This window comes from Streptomyces sp. NBC_01294 (assembly GCF_035917235.1).
GTDB classification, from domain to species: domain Bacteria; phylum Actinomycetota; class Actinomycetes; order Streptomycetales; family Streptomycetaceae; genus Streptomyces; species Streptomyces caledonius.
The window spans coordinates 7,364,073-7,389,367 of sequence record NZ_CP108423.1 but is presented as its reverse complement, the minus strand read 5'-3'; the positions used below and the strand labels follow the sequence as shown (position 1 = coordinate 7,389,367).

At 74.1% G+C, this 25,295-nt stretch carries 20 protein-coding genes and 1 pseudogene; 12 read left to right on the top strand and 9 right to left on the bottom strand.

What is annotated here, in order from left to right; translation table 11 throughout:
• Window positions 1-54: 54 nt before the first annotated feature.
• On the bottom strand, window positions 55-447 hold the full coding sequence (locus OG534_RS33445; RefSeq protein ID WP_326593089.1) for an RNA-binding S4 domain-containing protein: 393 nt from the start codon (window positions 445-447) through the stop codon (window positions 55-57).
• 134 nt (window positions 448-581) lie between these two features.
• Between OG534_RS33445 and OG534_RS33440 the strand changes: the two genes are divergently transcribed.
• The 3 genes from OG534_RS33440 (at window position 582) to OG534_RS33430 (ending at window position 4,288) form a co-directional block, all read left to right on the top strand.
• Window positions 582-977: a TOBE domain-containing protein gene (locus OG534_RS33440; protein ID WP_326593088.1), complete on the top strand. Its 396-nt coding sequence runs from the start codon at window positions 582-584 to the stop codon at window positions 975-977.
• A gap of 169 nt (window positions 978-1,146) precedes the next feature.
• Window positions 1,147-1,965, top strand: coding sequence for a molybdate ABC transporter substrate-binding protein (modA, locus tag OG534_RS33435; protein ID WP_326593086.1), 819 nt, complete (start codon window positions 1,147-1,149; stop codon window positions 1,963-1,965).
• Between the two features lie 340 nt (window positions 1,966-2,305).
• Window positions 2,306-4,288 carry an ABC transporter permease gene (locus OG534_RS33430; protein ID WP_326593085.1) on the top strand — a complete coding sequence of 661 codons (1,983 nt, stop codon included), beginning with the start codon at window positions 2,306-2,308 and terminating at the stop codon, window positions 4,286-4,288.
• Between the two features lie 162 nt (window positions 4,289-4,450).
• Here the strand turns inward: OG534_RS33430 and OG534_RS33425 are convergent, their stop codons facing one another.
• The 3 genes from OG534_RS33425 to OG534_RS33415 all read right to left on the bottom strand — a co-directional run bounded on the left by OG534_RS33425 (window position 4,451) and on the right by OG534_RS33415 (window position 8,615).
• Window positions 4,451-6,520, bottom strand: coding sequence for a SpoIIE family protein phosphatase (locus OG534_RS33425; protein WP_326593083.1), 2,070 nt, complete (start codon window positions 6,518-6,520; stop codon window positions 4,451-4,453).
• Between the two features lie 12 nt (window positions 6,521-6,532).
• Window positions 6,533-7,264, bottom strand: a complete 732-nt coding sequence (locus OG534_RS33420) for a response regulator (RefSeq protein ID WP_442807261.1) — start codon at window positions 7,262-7,264, stop codon at window positions 6,533-6,535.
• 94 nt (window positions 7,265-7,358) lie between these two features.
• Window positions 7,359-8,615, bottom strand: a complete 1,257-nt coding sequence (locus tag OG534_RS33415; protein WP_326593079.1) for a sensor histidine kinase — start codon at window positions 8,613-8,615, stop codon at window positions 7,359-7,361.
• A 126-nt stretch (window positions 8,616-8,741) separates the two neighbouring features.
• On the opposite strand from OG534_RS33415, the gene OG534_RS33410 reads away from it, so the two are divergent.
• A complete protein-coding gene (locus OG534_RS33410; RefSeq protein WP_326593077.1) occupies window positions 8,742-8,990 on the top strand; it encodes a hypothetical protein in 249 nt (82 codons plus the stop codon).
• A gap of 420 nt (window positions 8,991-9,410) precedes the next feature.
• On the opposite strand, the pseudogene OG534_RS38790 reads toward OG534_RS33410, so the two are convergent.
• Window positions 9,411-10,718 (bottom strand): annotated as a pseudogene (locus OG534_RS38790) (DUF6777 domain-containing protein); the annotation flags it as partial.
• Window positions 10,719-10,811: 93 nt separating this feature from the next.
• Between OG534_RS38790 and OG534_RS33400 the strand changes: the two are divergent.
• Window positions 10,812-12,095, top strand: coding sequence for a streptophobe family protein (locus OG534_RS33400; protein ID WP_326593076.1), 1,284 nt, complete (start codon window positions 10,812-10,814; stop codon window positions 12,093-12,095).
• 81 nt (window positions 12,096-12,176) lie between these two features.
• On the opposite strand, the gene OG534_RS33395 is transcribed toward OG534_RS33400, so the two are convergent.
• The gene (locus tag OG534_RS33395; protein WP_326593075.1) at window positions 12,177-12,848 is read right to left on the bottom strand and encodes a hypothetical protein; all 672 of its coding nucleotides are present in this window, start codon (window positions 12,846-12,848) and stop codon (window positions 12,177-12,179) included.
• Window positions 12,849-12,854: 6 nt separating this feature from the next.
• Window positions 12,855-15,251, bottom strand: coding sequence for an ABC transporter ATP-binding protein/permease (locus OG534_RS33390; RefSeq protein ID WP_326593072.1), 2,397 nt, complete (start codon window positions 15,249-15,251; stop codon window positions 12,855-12,857).
• A 179-nt stretch (window positions 15,252-15,430) separates the two neighbouring features.
• Here OG534_RS33390 and OG534_RS33385 point away from each other — a divergent pair, with 179 nt between their 5' ends.
• From OG534_RS33385 to OG534_RS33365, 5 genes are all read left to right on the top strand, one after another.
• The gene (locus OG534_RS33385) at window positions 15,431-16,438 is read left to right on the top strand and encodes a cation diffusion facilitator family transporter (protein ID WP_326593069.1); all 1,008 of its coding nucleotides are present in this window, start codon (window positions 15,431-15,433) and stop codon (window positions 16,436-16,438) included.
• Between the two features lie 58 nt (window positions 16,439-16,496).
• Window positions 16,497-16,976 (top strand): NUDIX domain-containing protein, encoded by a 480-nt coding sequence (locus OG534_RS33380; RefSeq protein WP_326593068.1) that lies wholly within the window; start codon window positions 16,497-16,499, stop codon window positions 16,974-16,976.
• Window positions 16,977-17,024: 48 nt separating this feature from the next.
• Window positions 17,025-18,278 (top strand): Tm-1-like ATP-binding domain-containing protein, encoded by a 1,254-nt coding sequence (locus OG534_RS33375; RefSeq protein ID WP_326593067.1) that lies wholly within the window; start codon window positions 17,025-17,027, stop codon window positions 18,276-18,278.
• A 154-nt stretch (window positions 18,279-18,432) separates the two neighbouring features.
• A complete protein-coding gene (locus OG534_RS33370) occupies window positions 18,433-20,031 on the top strand; it encodes a serine/threonine-protein kinase (RefSeq protein WP_326593066.1) in 1,599 nt (532 codons plus the stop codon).
• Entirely contained in the window at window positions 20,028-20,636 is a 609-nt protein-coding gene (locus tag OG534_RS33365) for a hypothetical protein (RefSeq protein ID WP_326593065.1), read from the top strand. The genes OG534_RS33370 and OG534_RS33365 overlap by 4 nt, the downstream gene beginning before the upstream one ends.
• Here OG534_RS33365 and OG534_RS33360 read toward each other — a convergent pair.
• Both OG534_RS33360 and OG534_RS33355 read right to left on the bottom strand, forming a co-directional pair.
• Window positions 20,614-20,946, bottom strand: a complete 333-nt coding sequence (locus OG534_RS33360) for a DUF6191 domain-containing protein (protein ID WP_326593064.1) — start codon at window positions 20,944-20,946, stop codon at window positions 20,614-20,616. The genes OG534_RS33365 and OG534_RS33360 overlap by 23 nt on opposite strands.
• A 292-nt stretch (window positions 20,947-21,238) precedes the next feature.
• Window positions 21,239-22,528 carry an ATP-binding protein gene (locus OG534_RS33355; RefSeq protein ID WP_326593062.1) on the bottom strand — a complete coding sequence of 430 codons (1,290 nt, stop codon included), beginning with the start codon at window positions 22,526-22,528 and terminating at the stop codon, window positions 21,239-21,241.
• Window positions 22,529-22,688: 160 nt separating this feature from the next.
• Here OG534_RS33355 and OG534_RS33350 point away from each other — a divergent pair, with 160 nt between their 5' ends.
• Together OG534_RS33350 and OG534_RS33345 are read left to right on the top strand one after the other, a co-directional pair.
• Window positions 22,689-24,233 (top strand): hypothetical protein, encoded by a 1,545-nt coding sequence (locus OG534_RS33350; RefSeq protein ID WP_326593061.1) that lies wholly within the window; start codon window positions 22,689-22,691, stop codon window positions 24,231-24,233.
• A gap of 281 nt (window positions 24,234-24,514) precedes the next feature.
• A complete protein-coding gene (locus OG534_RS33345; RefSeq protein ID WP_326593059.1) occupies window positions 24,515-25,291 on the top strand; it encodes a trypsin-like serine peptidase in 777 nt (258 codons plus the stop codon).
• Window positions 25,292-25,295: the final 4 nt, after the last annotated feature.

Sequence of the window (25,295 nt, the reverse complement as noted above, 5' to 3'; positions counted from 1 at the left end):
GTACCCGCACCCCGCACCCCGCACCCCGCACCCCGCACCCCGCACCGCCGGAGGCTACTGGCGGCCGCGGAGGCTTTCGATCTCCCGGCGTTCGCGCTTCGTCGGGCGGCCCGCGCCGCGGTCGCGGATGCCGACGACGGCGGCCTCCACCGGGGTCGGCGGCGGCGGGCTGTTGTCGATCAGGCACTCCGCGGCGACCGGCGCGCCCACCCGCTTGGACACGGGCCGCTTGACCACGACGATCCGCTCGCGCCCCGCATGGAAGAGCCGCACCTCGTCACCCGCACGGATCGTCTGCGCCGGCTTGGCGCGTTCCCCGTTGACCTTCACATGGCCCGCCCGGCAGGCGGTCGCCGCGATCGAGCGGGTCTTGGTCAGGCGCACGGACCAGATCCACGCATCGACCCGCACCGTGCCCGTTTCCGTTCCCGTTACCTCATCAGCCATGCCCCGACTCTAGCGAGCCGGGCCCGGCAGAACGGAATGACTTTTGGCAGATACACCAACAGGCATGGCATCTGCCATGGAGATCATCCCAAAAGAATTGCAAATGCGCCACACGTACCCCTACCTTGTCGCACATGCAGTCCTACACCATCGGACAGGCGGCGCGTCTGCTGGGCGTCAGCCCGGACACCGCGCGCCGCTGGGCCGACGCCGGCCGGGTCGTGACCCATCGCGACGAAGGCGGCCGACGCCTGATCAACGGCCGTGACCTGGCCGCCTTCTCCGTCGAGGTGGGCCAGGGCGCCCACACCGAGGACGGAGAGCCGTACACCTCGGCCCGCAACGCCTTTCCCGGCATCGTCACAGCCGTGAAGCTCGGCGACGTGGCCGCCCAGGTAGAGATCCAGGCAGGCCCCCACCGTCTGGTCTCCCTGCTCACCCGTGAGGCCGTGGAAGAGCTCGGGCTGGAGGTCGGGATGCAGGCCACCGCCCGCGTGAAGTCCACCAGCGTGCACATCGACCGCACCTGAACCCGGACGGCCCCGCCCGCCGTCCCCCGGCCCCCGTGGCCCCCGCGCCCCCGCACCACCCGCTCGGCATCACCTACATCCCCACCCGCTCCGCCCGTCACCGGCGCGGGTCACCACCGCGCGGACCCGGCACCCGCCGACCGCCGACCCGACCGAGGAGCGTCCGCTCATGTCCCTGCCCCTGTCCCTGACCCGCCGCCGTGCCGCGACCGCCGCGCTGACCGCCGCCCTGCTCGTGCCGCTGGCCGCCTGCGGCAAGGGTGACGAGAAGCCGGCCGCAGGCTCCACGCCCGGCTCCGCATCGGCCTCCGCCGAGCACAAGGCCGCGAACCTCACCGTCCTCGCCGCCTCCTCCCTCACCGACGTCTTCAAGACCGCGGGTGCGGCGTACGAGAAGGCCCACCCGGGCACGAAGATCACCTTCTCCTTCGCCGGTTCGCAGGAGCTCGCGGCGCAGGTCAAGCAGGGCGCCCCGGCCGACGCGCTGGTCACCGCCGACACGAAGACCATGGACGGGCTGAAGGCCGAGACCGGCGACGCCACGGTCATCGCGAAGAACCGCCTGGTCATCGCGGCCGGCAAGGGCAACCCGTTCAAGATCGACGAGCTCAAGGACCTCGCCGACACCAAGCTCAAGGTCGTGCTCGCCGCGCCCGAGGTCCCGGTCGGCCGCTACAGCAAGCAGATCCTCGACGCCCAGAAGATCGAGGTGAAGCCGGTCTCCCAGGAGCCCAACGTCCGCGCCGTGCTGAGCAAGGTCGAGCTGGGCGAGGCCGACGCCGGTCTCGTCTACAAGACCGACTCCGCCAAGTCCGGTGACAAGGTCGTCGCGGTGGAGATCCCGGACGACCAGAACGCCGTGGCCTCCTACCCGGCCGCCACGCTGAAGCAGTCCAAGAACGCCGAGGCCGCGGCCGCGTTCGTGGCCTGGCTGAGCACCCCGGAGGCGCAGAAGATCCTCCAGGACGCGGGCTTCCAGAAGGCGTAGGCGCCGCCGGCGTCCGGACGCCGAGAGGGGCTGCCTGGTTCGGGGGGACAGGCAGCCCCTCTCGGCGTGTCCGCGCGCGCCGCCCCGTACGACGAGCCCGCACGACAAGGCCGCACGACAAGGCCGTACGCCAGGCGCGTGCGGCGGCCCGTACGACAAGCCCGTAGGACAAGGCCGTACGACGAGTCCCTGCGTCGGCTCGTACGCGTGCCCGTACCAGTGCCCGTACGGCGCCGCCACGGGCGCCGCCGCGAGCGCCCGGATCGGCCCGGCCCGCCCGACCGGCCTGCCGCCGCATACGCTTCCCCCGCAGCCACCGCCCCCCAGGCCAGGAACCCTCATGAGCAGACTCCACACCCGCACCCGGCCCCCGTTGACCCTGGCACTGCCCGCGCTGCTCGCCGTCGCGTTCCTGCTGCTGCCGCTCATCGGCATCCTCGTCCGCACGCAATGGGGCGACCTCGGCGCCCACCTCGGCAGCCCCGGCGTGGTCGAGGCCCTGAAGCTCTCGCTCCTCGTGTCCCTCTGGGCCCTCGCCCTCTCGCTCCTCCTCGGCGTCCCGCTCGCCTGGCTGCTGGCCCGGGTCCCGTTCAAGGGGAAGGCTCTGGTCCGCTCCCTCGTGCTGCTCCCGATGGTGCTGCCGCCGACCGTCGGCGGTGTCGCCCTGCTCCTCGGCTTCGGCCGGCGCGGGCTGCTCGGGCCCTGGCTGGAGGAGACCTTCGGGATCACGCTGCCGTTCCACACGTCGGGCGCCGTCGTCGCGGCCACCTTCGTCGCCATGCCGTTCCTGGTCATCAGCCTGGAAGGCGCCCTCGGCGGGCTCAAGCAGAGCTACGAGGAGACCGCCGCCTCGCTCGGCGCCTCGCCGGTCCGGGTGTTCTTCACCGTCACCCTGCCCATGGTGGCCCCCGGCCTGATCGCCGGCGCGGCACTCACCTGGGCCCGCGCGCTGGGCGAGTTCGGCGCCACCATCACCTTCGCCGGCAACCTGCCGGGCACCACGCAGACCCTGCCGCTCCAGGTGTACCTGCTGCTCCAGGACCAGCCCGAGGCAGCCACCTCCGTCTCGCTGCTGCTCCTCGCGATCGCCATGGCCGTACTGATCGCCCTGCGCGGCCGCTGGACGGGCACCCCCGTCGCCCGCGAGGCCGCGGGGGCGCCGCCGGTCATCGACGAATCGCCCGACCCCGCCGCCGACCCCGCCGCCGGACCGGCCACCGATACGGACACTGCTGCACCCTCACTCTCGCCCTCAGCCTCCGAATCGGCGGCGCACGAGGCGGGCGGCCACTGGCCGCTGCACGCCACCGTCACCGGTTTCAACCGGCTCACCCTCGACGCCGCACCCGGCACCACCATCGCCGTCGTCGGCGAGAACGGCGCCGGCAAGACCACCCTGCTGCGCGCCCTGCTCGGCCTGACCCCGCGGGCCCACGCCGACCTGCGGCTCGGCGACACCGACGTCACCGCGCTGCCCCCGCACAAGCGGCAGGTCGCCTGGGTCCCGCAGGACGGCGCGCTGTTCCCGCACCTGAGCGCCCTGGCCAACACCGCGTACGGGCTGCGCGCCCGCCGGGTGCCGCGCGCCGACGCCCGCCGCGAGGCGCAGGCCTGGCTGGACCGGCTCGGCGTCGGACACCTCGCCCAGCGCAGGCCGGCCCAGCTCTCCGGCGGACAGGCCCAGCGCGTCGCCCTCGCCCGCGCGCTGGCCGCCCGCCCGCGGCTCCTGCTGCTGGACGAGCCGCTCGCCGCCCTCGACCAGACCACCCGCGCCCGCGTCCGGCACACCCTGCGCACGCATCTCGCCGGCTTCGGCGGGGTCTGCCTCATCGTCACCCACGATCCCGTCGAGGCGGTGTCGCTGGCCGACCGGGTCCTCGTACTGGCCGACGGCCGAGCCCTCCAGGACGCGCCGCCGTCCGAGGTGACCCGGCACCCGCGCTCGCCGTGGGTGGCCCGCATGCTGGGACGCAACGCCTGGCCCGGCATCGCGTCGGCGGACGGGCTCGCCCTCGCGGAGGGCGGCCGGCTGGTGGTCGCCGAGGCGCTGCCCGAGGGGGCGCAGGCACTGGCGATCATCGCTCCGGAGGCGGTTTCGGTGCACCGGGACCGCCCGGGCGGCAGCCCCCGCAACGTCTGGCAGGGCACCGTACGGGAGATCACCGCGGTCGGCAGCCGGCTGCGCGTGCTGATCGCGTCGGCCGGCGCGCCCGACCTGGTCGCGGAGATCACCCCGGAGGCGGCGGCCGAACTGGGCATCGTCGACGGGGCCGATGTGTGGACGAGCGTGAAGGCCACCGAGGTCACGCTGGTACGCCTCTAGCCACTGGCCTGGGCGGGGAGGGAGGGCAGGCTGTCGCGTCCCGGTCCCCGCCACGCGGCCATGAGAGCAGCCGGCCGTGAGGCCATCAGGCCGTGCCGATCACCGTGGCCGTGCAGGGGGCCTGGTCCCGCCTGGCCCGTCCCCGCCCGGCCCCGCCCGGCCTCATCCCACATCCTCCGGGGCGGCCAGCACGAACTCGCACCACACGGACTTGCCTCCGCCCCTCGGCTCCACGCCCCACTCGTCCGCGAGCTGGTCCACCAGCATCAGCCCGCGCCCCGACACCGCCCAGTCCCCCGCCTCTCGCCGCCGCGGCAGGGCGCTGCTCGTGTCCTCGACCTCGATGCGGATCCGGCCCTGCGCCGTGAGCCGCATGCTGACGTCGCCGCCGCCGTCCGTGTGGACCAGGGCGTTGGTCATCAGCTCGTCCGCCGCCAGTTCGATCTCGTCCGCCCGGTCCCGCGCTCCCCACGCGGCCACCGCCGCCCGGATCAGGTGCCGGGCCAGCGCCGGGGCATGCGCGTCCCCCGGTTCCAGCCGCTGGCGCAGCGGACCGCCGCCACGCGCGCCGGGCGTACCGCGGCGGCGCAGGACGAGCAGGGCCATGTCGTCCCCGCCGCCCGAGTCCCCGACCAGGTCGCACAGCACGTCGGCGAGTTCCTCCACGTCGACCGGGCCGCTGTGGACCGCCGCCATGAGCTCCCGCATGCCGGTGTCGTGGTCGGCGCCGGGGCGTTCGATCAGGCCGTCCGTGCACAGCACCAGGGTGTCCCCCGGGTGCAGTTCGAGGCTGGTGACGGGATAGCCGGAGCCCGTTCCGGTCTGCTCGCCGCGCGGCAGCCCGAGCGGAAGTCCGCCGGCCACCTGGATCCGGTGGCAGCTGCCGTCGCCGCGCCGCACGACCGGGTCGAGGTGGCCGGCTCGGACCATGCGGAGCATGCCGCTGACGAGGTCCACCTCGGCGTACGTGCACGTGGCGAACCGTTCCGTCTCCAGTTCGCGCAGGAAGACCGAGGCCCGCGCCATGGCCGTGCCGGGCGTGTGCCCCTCGACGATGTACGCGCGCATCACGATCCGCAGCTGCCCCATGACGGCGGCCGCGTCCGTGTCGTGCCCCTCGACGTCGCCGATCATCACCCCGACCCGGCCCTCGCCGAGCGGGATCACGTCGTACCAGTCGCCGCCGATGTCCCGTCCCATGCGGGCGGAGCGGTACCGTACGGCGATCAGCGCACCCGGCACGTCCGGGATCCGGCGGGGCAGCATGGCCCGCTGCAGGCCCTCGGCCAAGTCGTGCTCCTGCTCGAAGAGGATGGCGCGCTGCAGGCTCTGCGCGACGCCGCTGCCCAGCGCCATCAGCAGGTTCCGCTCCTCGGCGGTGAAATCGCCGTCGCGCGTGTAGAGCAGCCCGAGCGCCCCGATGGGCCGCCCCTGGGCGATCAGCGGCAGGTAGACGCCGCTGCGGACGGAGAGCGGCTCGATGTACGGCCACAGCAGCGGGTAGCGCAGCTGGAACTCCTCCCGGGAGACGAGGAAGACCGGCGCCATGGTGCGCACGGCCTCGCTCATCGGGAACTGCGCGTCGACCCGGGTGTACTCGATCTCGGGGACGTACGAGCCGAGCTGGCCCTCCGCGACCAGGTGGATGCGGCCGCCGTCGACGATGCCCAGCATCACGCTGACCGCGCCCAGGTGCCCGAGGGCCTGCGGGTCCTTGAGGATGTCGGTCACGTCGTTGACCGTGCGGGAGTGGGCGAGGATGGCGGTGGTCCGCTCGACGACGCCGGTCATCCGGCGCCGCCCCTCGGCCTCCTCCCCGGCGGCGCCGGGCTCGCCGGGATCGTGGGCGGCGTCGCGGAGGATCCCGATGACGCGGTACGGGCGGCCGTCCGGGTTGCGCAGGATGCTCCCCTGGATGTGGGTCCAGGCCGGCGAACCGTCCCGGCACCGGGTGCGGACGTACGCGCCGTAGTGGCTGCGGCCGTCCTTGATCGCCTGCCCGACCCGCGCGTCGAGCCGGGCCTCCTCACCGGGCACGAGGCGCAGCCGCAGCCCGTCGGGGGTGCCGTCGAACTCCTCCGGGCGCAGGTCGAGGACCTCGAGGGCGGTGGGATCCAGGTGCATCCGCCCGCTGTCGAGGTCCCAGTCGAAGGTGCCCATGCGGTTGAGCGCAAGGCTCGTATCCGGCCGCGCGGGCCAGTCGACCTCGGGGTTCTCTCCCCTACGGGCCATGCAGCCAGGGTCTCACTCTCCCCCGCCGGTGTCCCTGCGGGACGCCGGGCGGCCCGCGCCCGTTCCCTCCCGGGCCCGGCCTCCTGGCGCACGCCGCGCGTCGCCTCCTCGAGCGGGTCGGGTCGTCCCCGGACGAGCCCCTAGGGAGTCCTGCGTGCTCGCGTCGTGGACCAGCAGGGCGATCTGGACGCGGTTGTTGAGGTCGAGGCGGGTCAGGATCCGGGACACGTGGGTCTTCACCGTGGGCAGCGCCAGGTGGAGTTCCCGTGCGATCTCCGCGTTGGACAGGCCCCGCCCGACCGCGAGCGCCACCTCTCGTTCGCGCTCGGCCAGCAGGGCCAGCCGGGCGCGGGCCGCGGCCGCCCGGGTGTCCTGACCGGAGCCGCCCGCCACCTGGTCGATGAGCCGTCGGGTGACGGCCGGGGAGAGCACCGGATCCCCGGCCGTCACCGTCCGGATGGCCGTCACGATCTCCTGCGGCGGGGTGTCCTTGAGGAGGAATCCGGCCGCTCCGGCGCGCAGGGCCCGCAGGACGTGCGCGTCGGTGTGGAAGGTGGTCAGGACGAGGACTTCCGGAGCTCCCGGCCGTGCCCGCAGCGCCTCGGTGGCGGCCAGTCCGTCGACTCCGGGCATCCGGATGTCCATCAGGACCAGGTCGGGCCCGTGCGCGGCGACCAGGCCGGGCACCTCCGCCCCGTCGGCGGCCTCGGCGACCAGCTCGATGTCCGGGGCGCCGCCCAACATCAGGCGCAGCCCGGCCCGGACGATCGCGTCGTCGTCGACCAGCAGTACGCGGATCACGCGCGCCTCCTTCCTCGTCTCGTGCCCCGTCCCTTGATCAGCCCTGCCAGGGTAGCCAGGCGTGTACGCGGAATCCGCCGTCGGCGGGGAGGGCCGTCAGCTCCCCGCCCGCCAGCCGGGCGCGTTCCGCCAGCCCGATCAGCCCCTGCCCGCCGCTGCCCTGGCCGATTCCCGCAACCGCGGACGCGGCCGCGTCCGGGCCCGCGCCGTGCCCCGTGTCCGCACCCGCGCCCGGACCCGCTTCCCGCTGCGCCTCCCGCTCCGCCTCCGGTCCGGGTGGCCGGGTGTTGCGGATCTCGACCGTCAGTCCGTCCCCCGGGCCCCCGGCCACCCGTACGGCGACGGCCGCGCCCGGCGCGTGCTTGCGTACGTTGGTCAGCGCCTCCTGCACGATCCGGTACGCCGTACGCCCCACCAGGGGTGGTGGCGCGGCCCCCTCCGGCGGGCCCGCCACCTCGATCCGCCCGCCCGCGGCCCGGGCTTCCGCCACCAGCCGGGCCAGGTCCGCGAGTTCCGGCTGCGGCCGCTCGCCCTCCACCGGCCCGGTCCCGGACCCCGACCGCAGTACGCCGATCACCTCGCGCAGGTCGTGCAGGGCCAGGTGGGCGCTCTCCCGCATCACACCGGCCGCCCGCTCGATCTCCTCCCGCGGGGCGCCCGGGTTGAACTCCAGGGCGCCCGCGTGCACGCTCAGCAGCGACAGCCGGTGCCCGAGCACGTCGTGCATCTCTCGGGCGATCTCCTCCCGGGCCTCCATCCGGGCCCGCTCGGCCCGTGACTCCGCGTCCGCCTCGGCCAGTTCGGCGCGCTCCCGCAGTGAGGCGATCAGCTGCTGCCGGGACCGCCGGAACAGCCCCCAGCCGATGGCCCCGGCGATCAGCGCGAAGTACGTCACCGCCGACCCCGCCCGGTCCTCGGGCAGGTCCGGCAGCCGCCACAGGAAGAACGGCAGGGGCGCGAAGGCCAGCGCCGCCACCCACGCCGTGACGCGCCACGGCCGGGTCGCGGCCACCGTGAACACCGCGACCATCGCCGGGCCGGTCATGTAGTGCGCCACGCTGCCGGCCACCAGCAGCACCACGGCGAGCGGAACCGGCCAGCGCCGCCGCAGCAGTACCGCCGCGCACGCCAGCCCGCCGGCCGCCTGGTCGGCGGCCCGCCACCCCGGGCCGAGGCTCTCCGCCACCGGGATCGACTGCGAGCTGACGGCGGCGAAGCAGGCGGCGAAGAGGAAGAGCCCCAGGTCGGCGGCCCAGTCCCGGCGGGTGCGGTGGATGCGGTTGATGCGGCGCATGTCCCGGAAATCTACGCCGCCCCACCCCTGACCGGGCATCCGCGCCCCGCATCGCATACTTAAGTACGACCCCGGGCAGCCCTAAGGCCGATCCTCCGCCCGGGACCGCCCGCCTAACGTCGGAGCATGACCTCCAACACGCCGAAGTCCCCGCTGACCACCGTCACGGGCCTGCTCAGTTTCGTCCTCATCGTCGGCGGTGCGAGCGGCCTCCTGCACGAGTGGCTCGGCTGGATCCACTTCATGGGCTTCGTCCGCTTCCTCGCCCCCGACGGCTACGAGATCTACAGCTACGTCGTCATGGTCGTCCTCGGCGTCGCGGTGGGCGCGGCGGGCGCGGCGGGCGACACGCTCACCCGCCGCGGCCGCGCCTGACCGGGCGACGGCGGCGGCGCACCCCCTCCCCGGCACGAGGGGGAGGAGGTGCGACGTTCTCCGCTATTGGCCGTCGCCCGGGGGCTCCTCCTGTGCGGGCGGGCGCTCAGGCGCCTCCTGCTCCTGCTCCTGCTGCTGCTCCTGCTCCTGCTCTTGTTGCGTCTCAGGCTGCTGCGTCTGCGGCTGTTGCGTCTCCGGCTGCACCGATGTCGGCGGAGCCGGAGACGGTGGTTCCGCCGAGGTCCGCGGGGCCGTCGGCGATGACGGCGGAGAGACCGAAGGCGACGGAGTCGGCGACGCCGAAGCCGCGGACGGTGACGGTGACGCCGTCGGGGACGGTGAGGGTGACGGCGACGCCGTCGGGGACGGGGACGGTGAGGGCGACGCCGTCGGAGACGGCGACGGTGACGGCGACTTCGCAGGTGACTCCGACGGCGAAGGCGTCGGAGACGGCGACTTGGAAGGCGATTCCGACGGCGAGGGCGACGGAGACGGCGACTTCGAAGGCGTCGGCGACGGCGTCCCGGACGGGCTCGGCGTCACCGACGAGGTCGGCTTCGTCGGCGTCCCCGACGGGGTCGGCGTGACGGACGAGGTCGGCTTCGTCGGTGTCACGGTCGGCGTCGGCTTCGTCGGGGAAACGGTCGGGGTCGGCCTCGTCGGCCTCGGCGACGCGGTCGGCGTCGTCGGCGGCGTCGGGACCACCGGCGGCGGTATCGGCCTGTCGGGCTTGCCGTGCTGGTTGCCGCGGTTGCGCTCGTACCAGGTGTGGCTGCGCTGGTCGTAGATCACGATCTTGTTCACGACGGTCACCGCCGGCGCGATGGCCACCACCTTGGCCGGCTGGTACGAGGGCCACTCCTGCCCGACGCGCTTCGGCGCGGCCTTGAGCGGCACCGGCGGACCGATCGGGTTCCCGCAGGCACAGCGCACCCGCGGCACCCCCCGGTCGTCCACCAGCACGGCCGTCCCGGCCTCGAGCACGGCCTGGTAGCTGTAGACCTGGCCGTTCCGGTAGCCGTGGTTCGTGACCCGCGTGTCCATCCGCAGCGCCACCGGGGTGAGCGAGCGCAGGTACCCGGGAACGGCGGCCGCCTGGATGCCGAGGGTCGAGGCGAAGGCCGCGTTCTTGGCGGGCTGCACGGACAGCTCATGGATCAGCTTCTCCGTGTCGCAGCTGGCGACGTTCCGGGTGCCCGCGTACACGCCCGGTGCCGAGCCGCTGACGCTCCGGGTACCCGTCTGGGTGCCGGGACTGGCGGTGGCGCTGGGCGTGGGGCGGGCGGTGCCCCCGGGCGACGTCGTCGGGCTCTGCGGGGGCGGACTGTCCGGCGGCGGCGCGGCGTCCTTCACCGCGGTGGACTCGGTGAACGGGTCGGGGCCGCTGGAGGCGACCGGCTGGAGGAACACCTCGCCGCCGGCGCTGGTGGACGTACCGCTGGGGCGGGTCAGGACCACGACGAGGGCGGCGACCGCGGCCACCGCGACGAGCGCGGTGGCGAGCCGCGGTACGGATCGCCACCAGGGGCCCTGGCTCTTCTCCGGAGCCGGTTCTCCGGGCCCGTCAGAGCCACCGGGCCCGCCGGACCCACCGGGCCCGGCGGGCCCACTGGGCGGCGCCGGCGGTGGTGGGGGCGGCGGCCCCTGCTGCCCGCCCGAGAGCGGACCGGAGGGCGGCCCGGTGGGGCGTTCCGACGACGGCGGTCGCCCGGAGGGTTGCGTGGTCACGGGCTCTCCTTCCAAGGAGGAGTGCGTTCCCTGCCGACCATTGTGTGCGCCGTCCGGGTGGTGCCCGCAAGCCGGGAGTGCCACGGTTGCAGGATGAGCCGGACAGCGAGGTCGCCATCGTCCGGGGGGTCCGCCGGGGCCTGGCCCGGCGCGCTCGTAGCCGTCGTCGCGGCCTTTGCGGTGATGACCGCGGTCGCCGCCGCGGGTCTGGCGTGCGCCGGCGCGGGCGATCTGCCGGGCGGCGCGTTCCCCCGTGTGATCGCCGCGGTCGTCGTGATGGCGGCCGGCGGTTCGGTCGAGGTGTCGGGCGACGCCGGTTTCCTGGCGGGGGCGGACGCGAACCTGTCGGTGCTGCCGCTCTCGGTGAGCCTGGCGGGCGCCCTCACGGCCGGATGCTGCTTCCTGCGCCCCCTGCACAACCGGGCGGTGGCCCGGCCCCGTGAACTCATCGGCCGGGCCGTCCCGTTGGTCGTGCTGTGGCTCCTCGCACTGACCGGCACCGCACTCCTCGCCCGGCACACCTTCAGCATCTCCACCGGCGACTCCCCCGTCGCGGCGATCACCGAACTCCTCGACGCCGGCCCCACCGTGGGCTTCCGGGCTGACCTGCCCGCCACGCTCCTCTTCGGACTGCTGTGGATCCTCGGCCTGTTGCTGATCGCCCTGATGGTCTCGCGGCGCGCGCCGCTCCCGTCCGGACTGGTCCGCTTCCACGCCGCCCTGCGCCCGGCCGCGTTCGCCACGACCCTGCTGCTCCTCGCCTACGTCGTCCTCGGCATCGCCGTCGGCCTGGTGGTGGCCGCCACCCAGGGCCACGCCGCGCGGACGTTCGCCGTGATCCTGCTCGGGTTGCCGAACCTCGCCTGGTTCGCACTCACCCTGGGCTTCGGCGGCGCCTGGGAGGGCAAGGTCGACGGCCCGTTCGGACTGCCGATGCCGCAGTTGCTGGACGAGGTCCTGCGCGGCTCCGACCTGTCCACGGTCGACGTGGCCTCGCTCGCGGAGCGGGACGCGCGGGCATGGTGGCTGGTGGCGGTGGCCGCCGTCCTGCTGCTCGGTACGGGCGTACTGGCGGCCGTACGCTCCCCCGCGCACGTCCGGCCCTGGCAGCACGCCCTCCACCTGGGGGTGGCCCTGGCCCTCGCGACGCTCACGGTCTGCCTGCTCGCGCGGGTCCAGGCGCAGTTCGGGCTCTCCCTCCTGGGCATCGGGGAGGTGGACGGCCTCAGCGGCCAGGTGGAGCTGAACCCCGTCCTGTGGCGCACGGTCGGGCTCGGGCTCCTGTGGGGTGCGGTGGCGGGATTCCTGGGCGCCCTCCTGGCCCGCCCCGTGCACCGTCGCGGCCGCGTCGACGAAACCGCCGCGACCGGGGAGTGACTCCCGGCCGAGCGGCTTCTCCCTCACGTCCCTCGTGCCTCACTCGGCACCACGCCTCACCCGGCATCACCCGGCTTCGCCTCACCCGGCTTCGGGATCGCGCGTCTCCACGATCCGCGTGGGGTCGTGGCCCGCCTCCCGAGCGGCCTGGCCCTCGACCCCGTTGGCGGGCGGCGGATTCGGCGGTTCGTCACCGGAGGCGCCGGCGCCGCCCACATCCGTCTGCGCCGGCGGAGACTTCGGCCCGGACGAGGCCCCCGGTGCCGTGACGACCGCATAGGTCGTCAGGCCGGTCTCGTCGCCGTACAGCCAGCTTCCCGCCGTCGCGTCGTAGAGCCACACCGACTCCCCGTCCAGGACCAGCCCGGCGCGCAGCCCCCGTACGGCCCGCCGGAAGACATCGGTGTCCGTCCGCCCGGCGGCGAGGTCGTCCGCGGCGTGCCGGTAGCGCTCCAGGGTCTCGGCGGTGCGCTTGAACAGCGGGCGCGGGTCCTCCGTACGGGCGAGCGGCCGGTCGCCCGTCGGCGGGGGCTGCGGCACCGACACCAGGAGCCGGCCGTCCACCCAGGCGGACCAGCCGTTGGCGCAGAGGATCTCCCCCCAGTCCCCGCGCCGGGACAGCAGCTGTACGGGGAGGAAGGCGTCGAGCGGCACGGTGGGGTGGGACACGTCCGGGCTCTCCCACGCCGGCAGTCCCTCCGCCGGAACGATATGGGTGGGCCGGAACTCCTCGACCTGGCCGGAGCTGGTCATCGGCGGCTACTTCCGCATGATCGCGGGCTCGTTCCGGCGCAGCACCCGGGCCACCAGCAGGCCGAGCAGCACCGACAGGGCGACCAGCATGCCCACTTCGAGGAGCCACACGCCGGCCTCGTGGTCGAACATCGGGTCCTGGGTGATCGTGGTGGGCACGATGGCGCCGAGGTCGATCGTGCCCGCCATCGCGCCCATGGCCCACCGGGCCGGCACGAACCAGGCCAGCTGTTCGATGACGGGGACCGCGGTGAGCTTCAGCAGGGCACCGCAGAAGACGACCTGGACGATGGTGAGCAGGACCAGGAGCGGCATGGTGACCTCCTCCTTGGTCACCAGGGCGGAGATCAGCAGGCCGACCAGCATGGAGGTGAGGGACAGCAGGGCGACGACGAGGGCGATCTCGATCAACGGGGGCATGAGGACGCCCTTGCCGCCGGGGGCCTTGGTGTCGACTCCGGCGAGGCCGACCATGGTGAGCACCACGGCCTGGACGACGGTGACCGTGCCGAGGACCACCACCTTGGACATCAGGTAGGCCGACCGGGACAGCCCCACTGCGCGCTCGCGCTGGTAGATGACGCGTTCCTTGACGAGTTCGCGCACCGCGTTGGCGGCGCCGGTCAGGACGCCGCCCACGCACAGGATGAAGAGTGCGTTCAGTGCCGTCTCGACCGTGAGGGCGCTGCCGGCCAGTGCGCGGGCCATGGCTCCCAGGGCGAACGGCAGCCCCACCATGATGATCAGGAAGGTGCGGTCGGCGCTGAGAACGGCGGCGTACCGGCGGATCAGGGTGAAGAGCTGGGAGCCCCAGCTCTGGGCCTTGGGCGGCGGCTCCGGCTGCTGCTGCGGCGACGGGGCGTCGGCGCTCTGCCCGGCCGCCCCGGCGGGCGGGGGCCGGCCGGCGGAGGCGTCGACGTAGAGGCGGTGCATCGGTGAGGCCCGGTACTCCGCGGCCCAGTCGCGGTCGCGGTCGTTCTCGAAGGCCTCGAAGGCCTCGGGCCACTGCTCGTAGCCGAAGAAGCCGAGCGCCTCCTCGGGCGGGCCGTAGTACGCGATGCGCCCCCCTGGCGCGAGGACCAGGAGGTGGTCGCAGACGCTCAGGTTGAGCACGCTGTGGGTGACGACGATGACCGTGCGGCCGTCGTCCGCGAGGCCGCGCAGCATGTGCATCACCGAGCGGTCCATGCCGGGGTCGAGGCCGGAGGTGGGCTCGTCCAGGAAGAGCAGGGAGGGCTTGGTGAGCAGTTCCAGGGCGACGGAGACGCGCTTGCGCTGGCCGCCGGAAAGGCTGTGGATGGGCTGGTCGGCGCGCTGCTGGAGGCCGAGTTCGCCGATCACCTCGTCCACCCGCGCCTCGCGTTCGGACTTGGCGGTGTCCTGGGGGAAGCGCAGTTCGGCGGCGTAGCGCAGGGCGCGGCGGACGGTGAGCTGGGAGTGCAGGATGTCGTCCTGGGGGACGAGCCCGATGCGGCGGCGCAGTTCGGCGTAGTCGCGGTAGAGGTCGCGTCCGTCGTACAGGACGGCGCCCTGGTCGGCGGGGCGCAGCCCGGTGAGCGCCCCGAGCAGGGTGGACTTGCCGGCTCCGCTGGGGCCCACGACGGCGAGCAGGCTTTTGGCTCCGACGGGGAAGGAGACGTGGTCGAGGAGGGTCTTGCGGCCCCGGTCGACGGCGACGGTGAGGTCCTGGACGTCGAGCGAGACCTCGCCGGTGTCCACGTACTCCTGGAGCTGGTCGCCGACGAGGCAGAAGGCGGAGTGGCCGATGCCCACGATGTCGCCCTCGGCGAGGGCGGCGGCCCGGCGGTCCAGGCGGACGCCGTTGAGGTAGGTGCCGTTGTGGCTGCCGAGGTCGACGATCTCGTAGCCGCCGTCGGCGAGGGCGTGCAGTTCGGCGTGCTTGCGGGAGACGATCAGGTCGTCGATGACGAGGTCGTTGTCGGTGGCCCGGCCGATGCGCACGGCGGTACGCGCGAGCAGCGGACGGACGGTCGTCGGCTGCCGGAAGGTTCTGGACTGCGCCGGGTTCGAGACCCGCGCCGGCCGGACGCCGTCCGCCGCGGCGGGAAGCGGGGGCGGGGGCGCGGGGTCGACGAGGACGGCGCGCGGGCCGTCCTCGACGCTGCCGAAGCGCAGTTGGCTGCCGACGCCGACGCTCCACTCGTGCACGCGCTGTCCGTCGGCCCAGGTGCCGTTGGTGCTGTGCTCGTCCTCCACCGTCCAGTGGTCGCCGTCGGGGCGCAGGATCGCGTGGTGCCAGGAGACGCGGGCGTCCTCGAGGCAGATCTCGCAGAGCGGGTCCCTGCCGACGTGATAGGTCCGGCCCGGGCTCATCGGAACGGAGCCCGAGTCGGTCACCAGGACGAGCTCGGGCGCGGTCGGCACACCGGGACGCTGGACCATGAGCAGATTTTCCCATGAACCCGCCGACCCGGCAGCGGTCTGACATCGTCGCAGGTCAGAGGCCTCTTATAGGTAATGACAACGGTCCCCGTTGCAGCCTTTGCCCATCTCGCCGGGGTGCGCTTCACTTCACCCGACGGAACCGAACACACGGGTGCCGCGACGAGACGGGGGACGCCATGAGTGGGCCTGACCACGGGCACGACGGGCACGGGCACGGTCCCGGAGGCCACAGCCACGGGGTGGCCGCCGACGCCGACCGGCGCTGGCTGGCGATCGCGCTCGGCCTGATCGGCGCCTTCATGGCCATCGAGGTGGTCATCGGCGTCATCGCCAACTCGCTGGCCCTGATCTCCGACGCGGCGCACATGCTGACCGACGCCGTCTCGATCGTCCTCGCGCTGATCGCCATGCGGCTGGCGGCGCGTCCGGCCCGCGGCGGTTTCACGTACGGCCTCAAGCGGGCGGAGATACTCTCCGCCCAGGCCAACGGCCTGACGCTGCTCCTGCTGGCGGTCTGGCTGGCGTACGAGGCGGTGCGCCGGCTGATGGACCCGCCGCCGGTCGAGGGCGGGCTGGTCGTGGTGACGGCGCTAGCGGGCATCGTCGTCAACGTGGCCGCGGCCTGGTGCATCTCCCGGGCGAACCGGTCCTCGCTGGCCGTCGAGGGCGCCTACCAGCACATCCTGAACGACCTCTTCGCCTTCATCGGGACGGCCGTCGCCGGTGTGATCGTGGTGACCACCGGGTTCCGGCAGGCCGACGCGATCGCCACGCTCGTGGTGGTGCTGCTGATGGTCAAGGCGGGCTACGGGCTGGTCCGCGAGTCCGGCCGGATCCTTCTGGAGGCCGCTCCGGCCCATGTGGACCCGGACGCGGTCGGCGACCGGCTCGTCGCGCACCCGCCCGTGACCGAGGTGCACGACCTGCACATCTGGACCATCACCTCGGGGCAGGCGGCGCTGTCCGCGCACGTGCTCGTGGAGCCGGTGGGCGACTGCCACGCCGTACGCCGGGACCTGGAACGGCTGCTCGCCAAGGAGTACGGGATCACGCACACCACCCTCCAGGTGGACCACGCGCAGGAGTCCCTCCTCTCGGTCGGGCGCGCGGGCGAGGATCCGTCCGACCCCCACTGCGCGGACGCCCACGGGCCGGTCCACCGGCAGGGGCCGCACGACCACTGACCGGGAAACAGCGGTCGAGGATCACTGGCCCGGGCCGCCGCGGGGCATGGATGGAGCCATGACGGACAAGCGAAGTGCCGGACTGCTCCTGTTCCGACGGACCGGTCCGGGGCCGGAAGCCGGTGTCGAGGTTCTGCTCGGGCACATGGGCGGCCCGCTCTGGGCCGGGCGGGCGGCCGGGGGCTGGGCCATCCCGAAGGGCGAGTACGGGCCGGAGGAGACGCCGCGGGACGCGGCCCGCCGGGAGTTCACCGAGGAGATCGGGCTGCCCCCGCCGGACGGCGAGTACGTGCCGCTGGGCGAGGTACGGCTGAGCAGCGGCAAGCTGGTGACGATCTGGGCGGTGGAGGCGGACCTCGACCCCGCGCTGATGGTCCCCGGGACCTTCACCATGGAGTGGCCGCCGCACTCCGGAAACGTACAGGAGTTCCCGGAGCTGGACCGGGTGGCCTGGTTTGCTCCCCAGCTGGCGCAAAACATGTTGATTCCCTCTCAAGTCCCTTTTCTAGAGCGGCTGTTGGTGCTGCTGAAGGCTTGACCTGAGCTTGCACTTGCCAACATCCCCACCTGCATGGACATTGCACACATGACGAACGTCGTGCTGGTGGGAACCCTGGACACCAAGGGTGTGGAGTACGGCTGGCTGCGCGAGAGGCTGCTGCGCGCCGGCGTCGAGGTGGTACTGGTCGACACAGGAATCATGGGCGAACCCCGTGTGCCCGCCGATGTGCCGCGTGATGCGGTGGCCCGGGCGGCGGGAACGGAACTGTCGGAACTGCGCGCGGCCGCCGACCGGGGCGCGGCCGTGACCACGATGGCCCGGGGCGCGGAGGCGACCTTGTTACGCCTGCACGCCGAAGGCCGGCTGCACGGAGTGCTCGCGATCGGCGGCAGCGGCGGCACTTCCATCGCCACCCGGGCGATGCGCGCGCTGCCGCTGGGCGTACCGAAACTGATGGTCTCGTCGATGGCGTCCGGGGACGTCACCCCGTACGTGGGGTCCTCGGACATCACGATGATGTACAGCGTGGTGGACATCGCGGGGATCAACAGCGTCTCCGGACCGGTCCTGGCGAACGCCGTCGAGGCCATCGCCGGCATGGCACGGGGCTTCGCCCGCGCCTCCCTGGAGCACCTCCCGCCCCGGCTGGGAGCGGGCCCCCGCCCGCTGGTCGCGGCGAGCATGGCCGGCGTGACCACGACCGGCGTGGACGCGGCGCGCGAGCGGCTGACGGAACTCGGCTACGAAGTGCTGGTCTTCCACGTCAGCGGCACCGGCGGCCGCACCCTGGAGACCCTGGCCGGCCAGGGCGTCTTCGCGGGGGTCCTCGACCTCACCCTCAGCGAGCTCGCCGACGACCTGTGCGGCGGCATCCTCACCGCCGGCCCCGACCGGCTCAGCGCGGCCGGGCGGGCCGGGGTCCCGCAGGTGGTGAGCCTGGGCGCGCTGGACATGGTGAAGTTCGGCCCGCTGGAGACCCTGCCCCGGAAGGTCCGCGACCGGGGCGTCCACGTCCACAACCCGTCCATCACCGTGATCCGTACGACCGAGTCCGAGTGCGCGGAGCTCGGCCGCCGGGTCGCCGCCAAACTCCGCGCGGCGACCGGACCCACGGCCGTCTGCGTCCCGCTCCGTGGACTGTCCACGCTCGGCGCGCCGGGCGGGCTCTACCATGACCCCGGCGCGGACCGGGCCCTGTTCTCGGCGCTGCGCGACGGATTGCGGGGCAGCGCCGCCCGGCTCTACGACTACGACACGCACATCAACGACCCGGCCTTCGGACGGGCGGCCGCCGACCGGCTGCACGCCATGATCGGGGCGATGCCGGCCGCGGCCTGAGACGCGCCGCGGGGTTGGGAACCGGCCGTGGCGGAAACCACGTCCCATGGGGAGTCCGGTCCGGGGAACGGCCCGGTCGGTGGCCGGCCCCGTACCGGTCGTCCAGGGGACGCGGCGGCGCCGCACGGCAGGCAAGCAGGCAGGGGGCAGGAACATGAAGGACACGTGGGCGGTCCCCGGTTACACGGAGGTCCGGGAACTCGGCGCGGGCGGCAGCGGCCGCGTGGTGCTCGCCGTCCACGACGGCACGGGCACGGCGGTCGCGGTGAAGTACCTCAGCGACCGGCTGCGCCAGGATCCCGCGTTCGTCGGGGAGTTCCGGGCCGAGGCCCGCCTGCTGGGCGGGCTGGAGTCGCCGTACGTGGTGAGGCTGTACGAGTACGTGGAGGCGCCCGGCGGCGCGGCCATCGTGATGGAGCTGGTGGACGGCATCTCCCTGCGCGCGCTGCTGAAGCAGTCCGGCCGGGCCGACGCCGAGGCCGCGCTCGTGGTCCTCAAGGGGTCCCTGCTCGGGCTGGCGGCGGCGCACCGGGCGGGCGTCGTCCACCGCGACTACAAGCCGGAGAACGTCCTGGTCGCGCCGGACGGCGCGTCGAAGCTGGTGGACTTCGGGATCGCGGCGGGCCGCGGCACGACCCCCGGCGTGGCCGGCACCCCCGCCTACATGGCGCCCGAGCAGTGGCAGGGCCGGCCGGCCTCGCCCGCGGCCGACGTGTACGCGGCGACGGCGACCTTCTTCGAGTGCCTCACCGGGCGCAAGCCGTACGACGGGGAGAACTTCGCGGAGCTGGCCGTCCAGCACATCGAGGCGCCGGTTCCGGAGACCGAGGCCCCGGAGCCCGTGCGTCCGCTGATCCGGCGCGGCCTCGCCAAGCAGCCCGAACAACGACCGGAGAACGCCGAGGCCTTCGTGGCCGAGCTGGAGGGCGTGGCGCTGGCCGCGTACGGGCCCGAGTGGGAGGAGCGCGGGCAGCGCAAGCTGGCGGCGCTGGCCGCGCTGCTGCCGCTGCTGTTCCCCTCGGCCGGCTCGGCAGCCGGCACCACGGCGGTGGCCACGACCACGGTGAGCAGCGGCTCGGGCTGGGCTCCCGGCCGCAGCGGCTGGCTGGCGGCGGCCGTGGCGCTGGTCATGGGGACGGTGCTGGTGCTCACGACGGACGCGATCGGCGCGTCACCGGGCGGAGCCTCCGCACTGAGTGCCTTCGCCACGACGAGCGCGGCCCCTCCCGGATCGGCGTCCCCGGCGCCGAGTCCGACGGCTTCCGCTTCCGCTTCGCCGAGTCCGAGCCCTTCGGCGTCCCCGAGCCCGTCGGCGTCGCCGTCACCCAGTCCCACTCCCACCCACACCCCGACGCCGACGCCGACGGTGAGCTGGACCACCAAGCCCACCCCGACGCCGACTCCTACACCGTCGCCCACACCGACCGTGAAGGTCACGAGCGTCGACGTCTCGCTCAAGACCGGGGTCTACCGGGGCGACGCGACCATCACGGTCGCCACCCAGGGCACGGGCCCGGTCACCGTCGTGGTGGAGTGGTTCCTGGGCGGCCAGCGGGGCAGCTACTCCGTCGCCGACGGCACCGAGTCGTTCGTGGTGAAGGCCGGTTCGACGGTCACGGTGGTCAAGCCCCACACGTTCAGCCGCGACCGCGGCTGCTACGGCGGCGTCCGGGTCACCACCAAGCCCGCCGCCGGGAACACCTCCGCGTCCGACTCGGAGTACCTGCTGCGCTGTCAGGACGTGCCCCGATGAGCGACCCTCGCGCCCCGCAGGGCGACGACGACTACAGCGCCACCGTCCTCGGCAGTCACTGGTTCTCCGGTCCCCCGGCCACCGCGGAGCCGGTCGTCCCCGACCGGGTCGAGGGGTCCGTGCTCCGCTTCGGGCCCGGGGTGACGGCGGCCATGCCCGCTCCGTTCCCCGTGTCCGCGGTCGTCGCCGCCCCGCCCCGGCGGCGCCGTGGCGCCGGCCTGCGGCGGTACGCGCTCGCCGCCATCGTGCTGGCCGCGGTCCTGGCGTACCTCGGCTGGCAGCGGTTCGGGCCCGCGCTGGAGGTCCGGGACGTGGCCGTGACCACCGATCCGAAGGGGCCGTCGTGTGACGCGACGGCCGACGTGGTGGCCGTCGTGGGGACCAACGGGCGTCCGGGGACCCTCACCTACCGGTGGATCCGCAGCGACGGCACGCGGTCCGAGCGGCTGACCGAGCGCGTGCCGCGCGGGCAGCGGGAGGCCCGGCTGCACCTGCTGTGGACCTTCCAGGGCACGGGGAGCCACTCCGCGCGGGCCGAGCTGCAGCTGCTGTCCCCCGCGCAGCGCACGGCCGCGGTGGACTTCACCTACCGCTGTTCCCCGTAGCCGTGGCGGGCAGCCGGATGACGGCGAGCCCGCCGTCGAGGTCGACACGGGTCCGCGGCGGTGCGCCGTCCTCCTCGTCGTCGCGCATGACGAGGGCGCTCTGCCGCTCCTTGAGCTCGTTCTGCTTGCCCGGCGAGAAACTGGCGTGCAGCTGCTCGAAGCCGGTGGCGGAGATCTGCCCCTGGCGGCCGTTCCACCGCCAGGGCAGCAGGCCCGCGCGGCCGACTCGGACGAGTGCCAGGTCGAGGAAGGCCACCGCGGTGAGCAGCAGCGCAAGCCCCGGAAGGGTCATGAAGACGACGAAGCCCATGGACCGACGGTAGCCGACCCTCCCGTTCGTCCTTTCGGCCGAGGGGGCCGTGGCCGTTCGGCCGAAGCACGGGCACCCGGCCCGTTGCTTGACTGGAGGACGTTGACGAGGGCTCAGGGTTGCCCTCAGGCACCCGCGCGTCACGTTCCAGCCGGCGAACACCCCAACCGGAGCGTGCCGTCCCGCACGGATGCCACGTCCGCGCGGGAGGCCCGCGGCCGCTTTGGGGAGCGGCCGCGGGCCGTTCCGCGTTCCGCCCCCCGCCGCAACCGGGGGGACGGAAGCCAAGGGGTCAGAACCGGGCGTGCGCCGTGATGTCCGCCTCGAACTCGCCCGTCATCGCCGGGGTCACCGTCGGCCGGCACTGGCGGACCGCCGCCAGGTAGTCCTCGGTGGTCGCACCGAGCTGCCCGGCCGCCGCGCCCCGCGCGCCCACCGCCTCCAGGTCCCGTTCGAAGGACACCTGCGCCGCGATCCGCGCCGCGTGTTCGATGTCGGCCGGCGTGAACAGCTCGGTCACCGCCACCAGGGCGTTCACGTCGACGTCGGCGCGCCCCGCCGTGTAGCGGGACCAGATCGCGGCGCGCGCCCCGGCGTCCGGGGTGCCGATCGGGATCAGGTAGTCGAAGCGCCCGGGCCGCAGGAATGCCGGGTCGAGCGAGCGGATGGAGTTGGTGGCGCACACCAGCAGCCGTTCGTCGCCCTCCCGGAAGCCCGGTATCAGCTTCAGCAGCTCGTTCGTCACGCCGTGGATCCCGCCGGGCTGCGCGGGCTCGGTGCGCACTGGGGCGATCTCCTCCACCTCGTCGATGAAGACGAGTACGCGCTCCAGCTCGGCGATCCGGGCGAAGGCGTCGCGCAGTGCGGCGGCCAGGTTGCCCTCGTCGGCCAGGCGGGAGGGCAGCAGTTCCACGAAGGGCCAGCCGAGCCGGGAGGCGATGGCCCGGGCGAAGGTGGTCTTGCCGGTGCCGGGCGGGCCGAAGAGGGTGATGGCGCGCGGCGGCCGCACCCCGTGCGAGGCGGCCCGCTCGGGCTCGGCGAGCGGCAGCACCACGCGCCGCTCGATGAGGTCCTTCTCCTTCTCCATGCCGGCGACCTTGGCCCACAGGTCGTTCGGCAGGAAGCGGCCGCCGAGGTCGTCGAGGAGGCCGGCGGCCGGTCCGTGCAGCGGCTCGGTCTTCTCGAAGTAGGCGACGGCCGGCTGCCGGGTGTACCCGGCGTTGAGGAGGCCCTCGCCGAGCAGGTCCTCCTCGGGCAGGACGTAGGCGATGCGGCCGACGCGCGCGGCGATGAGCCGCCGCTCCAGCTCCACGAGCAGGGCGCTGGCCAGGCCGCGGCCGCGCCAGCCGGCGGCGATCGCGATGCGCATGACCCAGGCCCGCTCCCCGGTGACGCAGGCGAGCGCCGCGCCGATCGGGACGCCCTGGTGGACGGCGACCACGCAGGGCTGGCGGTCGGTCAGCGCGCTGATGCACTCGGCGAGCGAGAAGACGGACTCCTGTCCCAGTTCGGCCGTCGTGTCGATCAGATGCACCACCGCGGCGAGATCGCTCTCGCGGTAGTCGTGGATGAGCCAGTTCACCGGGTACCGCCCCTCGTTCGTGCTCCTGCGGCGAGGCTAGGGGCGGCGGGGCCGGACGATCACGCTCCGTCGTGCACAACAGGCGGTCCGGAAACCCTCCGTGTCGTCCATAGACTGGTGTCTTCCGCCCGAACGCCAGACCGAGGATCCCAGCACCTTCATGCATTGCCACATATCCGCGGCCCGACGCGGGCACTTCCTCTGGCTCGTCCCCTTCCTGTGGACCCTGGCGCTCGGTCTGTGGGGGCTGTCCCGGGACGACAGCGTGTGGCGGGACGAGGCCGCGACCTGGCAGGTGGCCGGGCGGTCGGCGGGCGACATCTGGAACATGCTCGGGAACGTCGACGCCGTGCACGGGCTCTACTACCTGCTGATGCACGGCCTCTTCGAGGTCTTCGGGGCGAGCACCACCACCTTGCGCCTGCCGTCGGTGCTGGCGGTCGCGGCCGCCGCCGCGTGCGTGGCGCTGATCGGGCGGCGCCTGGGCGGGCTCTGGACGGGACTCGGCGGCGGGCTGGCCCTCGGACTGCTGCCGGCCGTCCAGTTCTACCTCCAGGAGGGCCGGCCGTACGCGCTGATCGCGGCGGGGGCCGGGCTGTCGACCCTGCTGCTGGTGTCCCTCCTCGGAAGCGCGAGCGGGAGCGGGAGCGGGTCGGATAGCCGCGGCGGGAGCGGGCCGGGGCGGCGCGGCGGGAGCGGGCCGGGGCGGCGCGGCGGGAGCGGGCCGGGGCGGCGGGCCTGGCCGCGCTGGACGGCGTACGGGACCACCGTGCTGGTGTGCGCCCTGCTGAACTGGCTGTCGCTGCTGATCCTGCCCGCGCACGCGGTGACCCTGTGGTGGGTGCGCGCCGGGCGGGGCGTGTGGCTGCGCTGGGCGGCGTACGGCGCGGGCGCGCTGGCGGGGGCGCTGCCGCTGATCCTGTTCAGCCGGGGCCAGTCCGACCAGGTGTCCTGGATACCGCCGCTGACCTGGCACATGCTGATCGGCCCGGGAATCCTCCTGGCGGTCGGCGGGCTCGCCGCCCGGGCGGACCGGCCCGACCGCACCGGGCTTTCGGTGGCGGCGGTCGGCCTGCCGCTGCTGGCGGTGCCCCAGCTCGGGCTGATCGGGCTGTCCCTCGTGCAGCCCCTCTTCCTGGACCGGTACGTGCTGTTCAGCATGGTGGGTCTGGCCCTGCTGATCGGCGCCGCGCTGGGCGCTGCGGTACGGGCCTGCGCGCCCCGGTTCCCGCGGGCGGCGGACCTGCTGGTGCCGGGCGTGGTCGGGGTCGCGGCCCTGGCCCTGCTGCCGGTGGAGCTGGGCAAGCGGGCCCCGGCCAGCCGGGTCGACGACGTGCTGGCGGTGGCCGGTGAGGTGGCCCGGGTGAAGCAGGACGGGGACGCGGTGCTGTTCGTGCCGGCGGCTCGGCGGGACACGGCGCTGGTCTCCCCCGGCGCCTTCACGGGCCTGTCCGACCTGGCACTGGCCCGGACCCCGGTCGCCTCGGCCACCCTGAAGGGCGAGGAGGCGGAGCCGGCACGGATCCGGGCGGCGCTGCTCGCGCAGCGGCGGGTGCTCCTCGTGACGGACGCGGCGAAGGTCGCGAAGGCGCCGTCGGCGGAGCGGGACAAGACCAAGGCCGCGGTCCTGCGGGAGCACTTCGCGGTGGTGGAGGACCGTCAGGTACGGGGCCGCCGGGTGACGGTGTACGAGCGGCGCGGGTAGGTCCGGTCCGGGGCCGGCCTCATCGGGCGCCGGCCTCATCGGGCGCCGGTCCCGTACGAGGCCCGTCCCGTATGACGCCGGTCCCGTGCGACGCCGGTCCCGTGCGACGCCGGTCCCGTACGACGCCGGTCCCGTACGGGGTCGTCTCGTCCGGGGCTGTCTGGATCGGGGCCGTCTCGTCCGGGCATGACCCGGCTTTCACAGCGGGTTCACCGGATTCACAGGCTATTCATACGGAACATCGCCCTCCGGTCATAGGTTCGACAGGCAGGGTGGGGATCATGATCCACCACGTGCTCCCCCGAACGGCCCGGCGCTCCCGTGCGCGGCGGGCATCACGGATCCTGCTCGCGCTGACCGCGATGGCCGCACTGCTCGGCGTGGACGTGCCCGGCGCGGCGGCCGAACCACCGCTCGGCGTCACCGCGCAGGCGCCGCCCGGCGCCGCGGCGGACCGGGTGGGCGCGCTGTTCGCGGGCGGGCTCGACGGCGGGCACTTCTGCACCGCCGCGGTGGTGCGCAGCGACGGCCCTGATGTGATCGCCACCGCCGCGCACTGTCTGGAGAGTCCGTACACCACCCTCTTCGCGCCGGGCTACCGGGACGGCAGGGCCCCGTACGGCCTCTGGAAGCTCACCGGCGTGTACGTCGCCCCGGGCTGGACGGACGGCCAGGACCCGGACGACGACATCGCCTTCGCGACGGTAGCCCCTGCGGACGAGGGGCGGACCGGTTCCCTCGAAGACCTCGTGGGCGGCTTCCCGGTCGCCGCCTCGCAGCCGGACGACGCCACGGTGACCGTCATCGGCTACCCGCGGACCCGGGAGACCGCGCTGCGCTGCGCGAACTCGACCGCCCTGCTCTCCGAGACCCAGCGCCGGATCGGCTGCCCGGATCTCAGCGGCGGCACCAGCGGCAGTCCCTGGCTGGTGGACGGCGCGCTGGCCGGGGTGCTCGGCGGCCACGAGGGGGGCGGAACGGTGCCGGAGATCTCGTACAGCGCGGTGATGGGCGACCGGGCGGTGGGGCTCTACCGGAAGGCGGCCGTCGCCGGCTGACGGA

Coding starts and splice junctions, on each gene's coding strand:
- OG534_RS33445 (WP_326593089.1), bottom strand. CDS start 447: ATGGCTGATGAGGTAACGGGAACGGAAACGGGCACGGTGCGGGTCGAT.
- OG534_RS33440 (WP_326593088.1), top strand. CDS start 582: ATGCAGTCCTACACCATCGGACAGGCGGCGCGTCTGCTGGGCGTCAGC.
- modA (WP_326593086.1), top strand. CDS start 1,147: ATGTCCCTGCCCCTGTCCCTGACCCGCCGCCGTGCCGCGACCGCCGCG.
- OG534_RS33430 (WP_326593085.1), top strand. CDS start 2,306: ATGAGCAGACTCCACACCCGCACCCGGCCCCCGTTGACCCTGGCACTG.
- OG534_RS33425 (WP_326593083.1), bottom strand. CDS start 6,520: ATGGCCCGTAGGGGAGAGAACCCCGAGGTCGACTGGCCCGCGCGGCCG.
- OG534_RS33420 (WP_442807261.1), bottom strand. CDS start 7,264: ATGTTGGGCGGCGCCCCGGACATCGAGCTGGTCGCCGAGGCCGCCGAC.
- OG534_RS33415 (WP_326593079.1), bottom strand. CDS start 8,615: ATGCGCCGCATCAACCGCATCCACCGCACCCGCCGGGACTGGGCCGCC.
- OG534_RS33410 (WP_326593077.1), top strand. CDS start 8,742: ATGACCTCCAACACGCCGAAGTCCCCGCTGACCACCGTCACGGGCCTG.
- OG534_RS33400 (WP_326593076.1), top strand. CDS start 10,812: ATGAGCCGGACAGCGAGGTCGCCATCGTCCGGGGGGTCCGCCGGGGCC.
- OG534_RS33395 (WP_326593075.1), bottom strand. CDS start 12,848: ATGACCAGCTCCGGCCAGGTCGAGGAGTTCCGGCCCACCCATATCGTT.
- OG534_RS33390 (WP_326593072.1), bottom strand. CDS start 15,251: ATGGTCCAGCGTCCCGGTGTGCCGACCGCGCCCGAGCTCGTCCTGGTG.
- OG534_RS33385 (WP_326593069.1), top strand. CDS start 15,431: ATGAGTGGGCCTGACCACGGGCACGACGGGCACGGGCACGGTCCCGGA.
- OG534_RS33380 (WP_326593068.1), top strand. CDS start 16,497: ATGACGGACAAGCGAAGTGCCGGACTGCTCCTGTTCCGACGGACCGGT.
- OG534_RS33375 (WP_326593067.1), top strand. CDS start 17,025: ATGACGAACGTCGTGCTGGTGGGAACCCTGGACACCAAGGGTGTGGAG.
- OG534_RS33370 (WP_326593066.1), top strand. CDS start 18,433: ATGAAGGACACGTGGGCGGTCCCCGGTTACACGGAGGTCCGGGAACTC.
- OG534_RS33365 (WP_326593065.1), top strand. CDS start 20,028: ATGAGCGACCCTCGCGCCCCGCAGGGCGACGACGACTACAGCGCCACC.
- OG534_RS33360 (WP_326593064.1), bottom strand. CDS start 20,946: ATGGGCTTCGTCGTCTTCATGACCCTTCCGGGGCTTGCGCTGCTGCTC.
- OG534_RS33350 (WP_326593061.1), top strand. CDS start 22,689: ATGCATTGCCACATATCCGCGGCCCGACGCGGGCACTTCCTCTGGCTC.
- OG534_RS33345 (WP_326593059.1), top strand. CDS start 24,515: ATGATCCACCACGTGCTCCCCCGAACGGCCCGGCGCTCCCGTGCGCGG.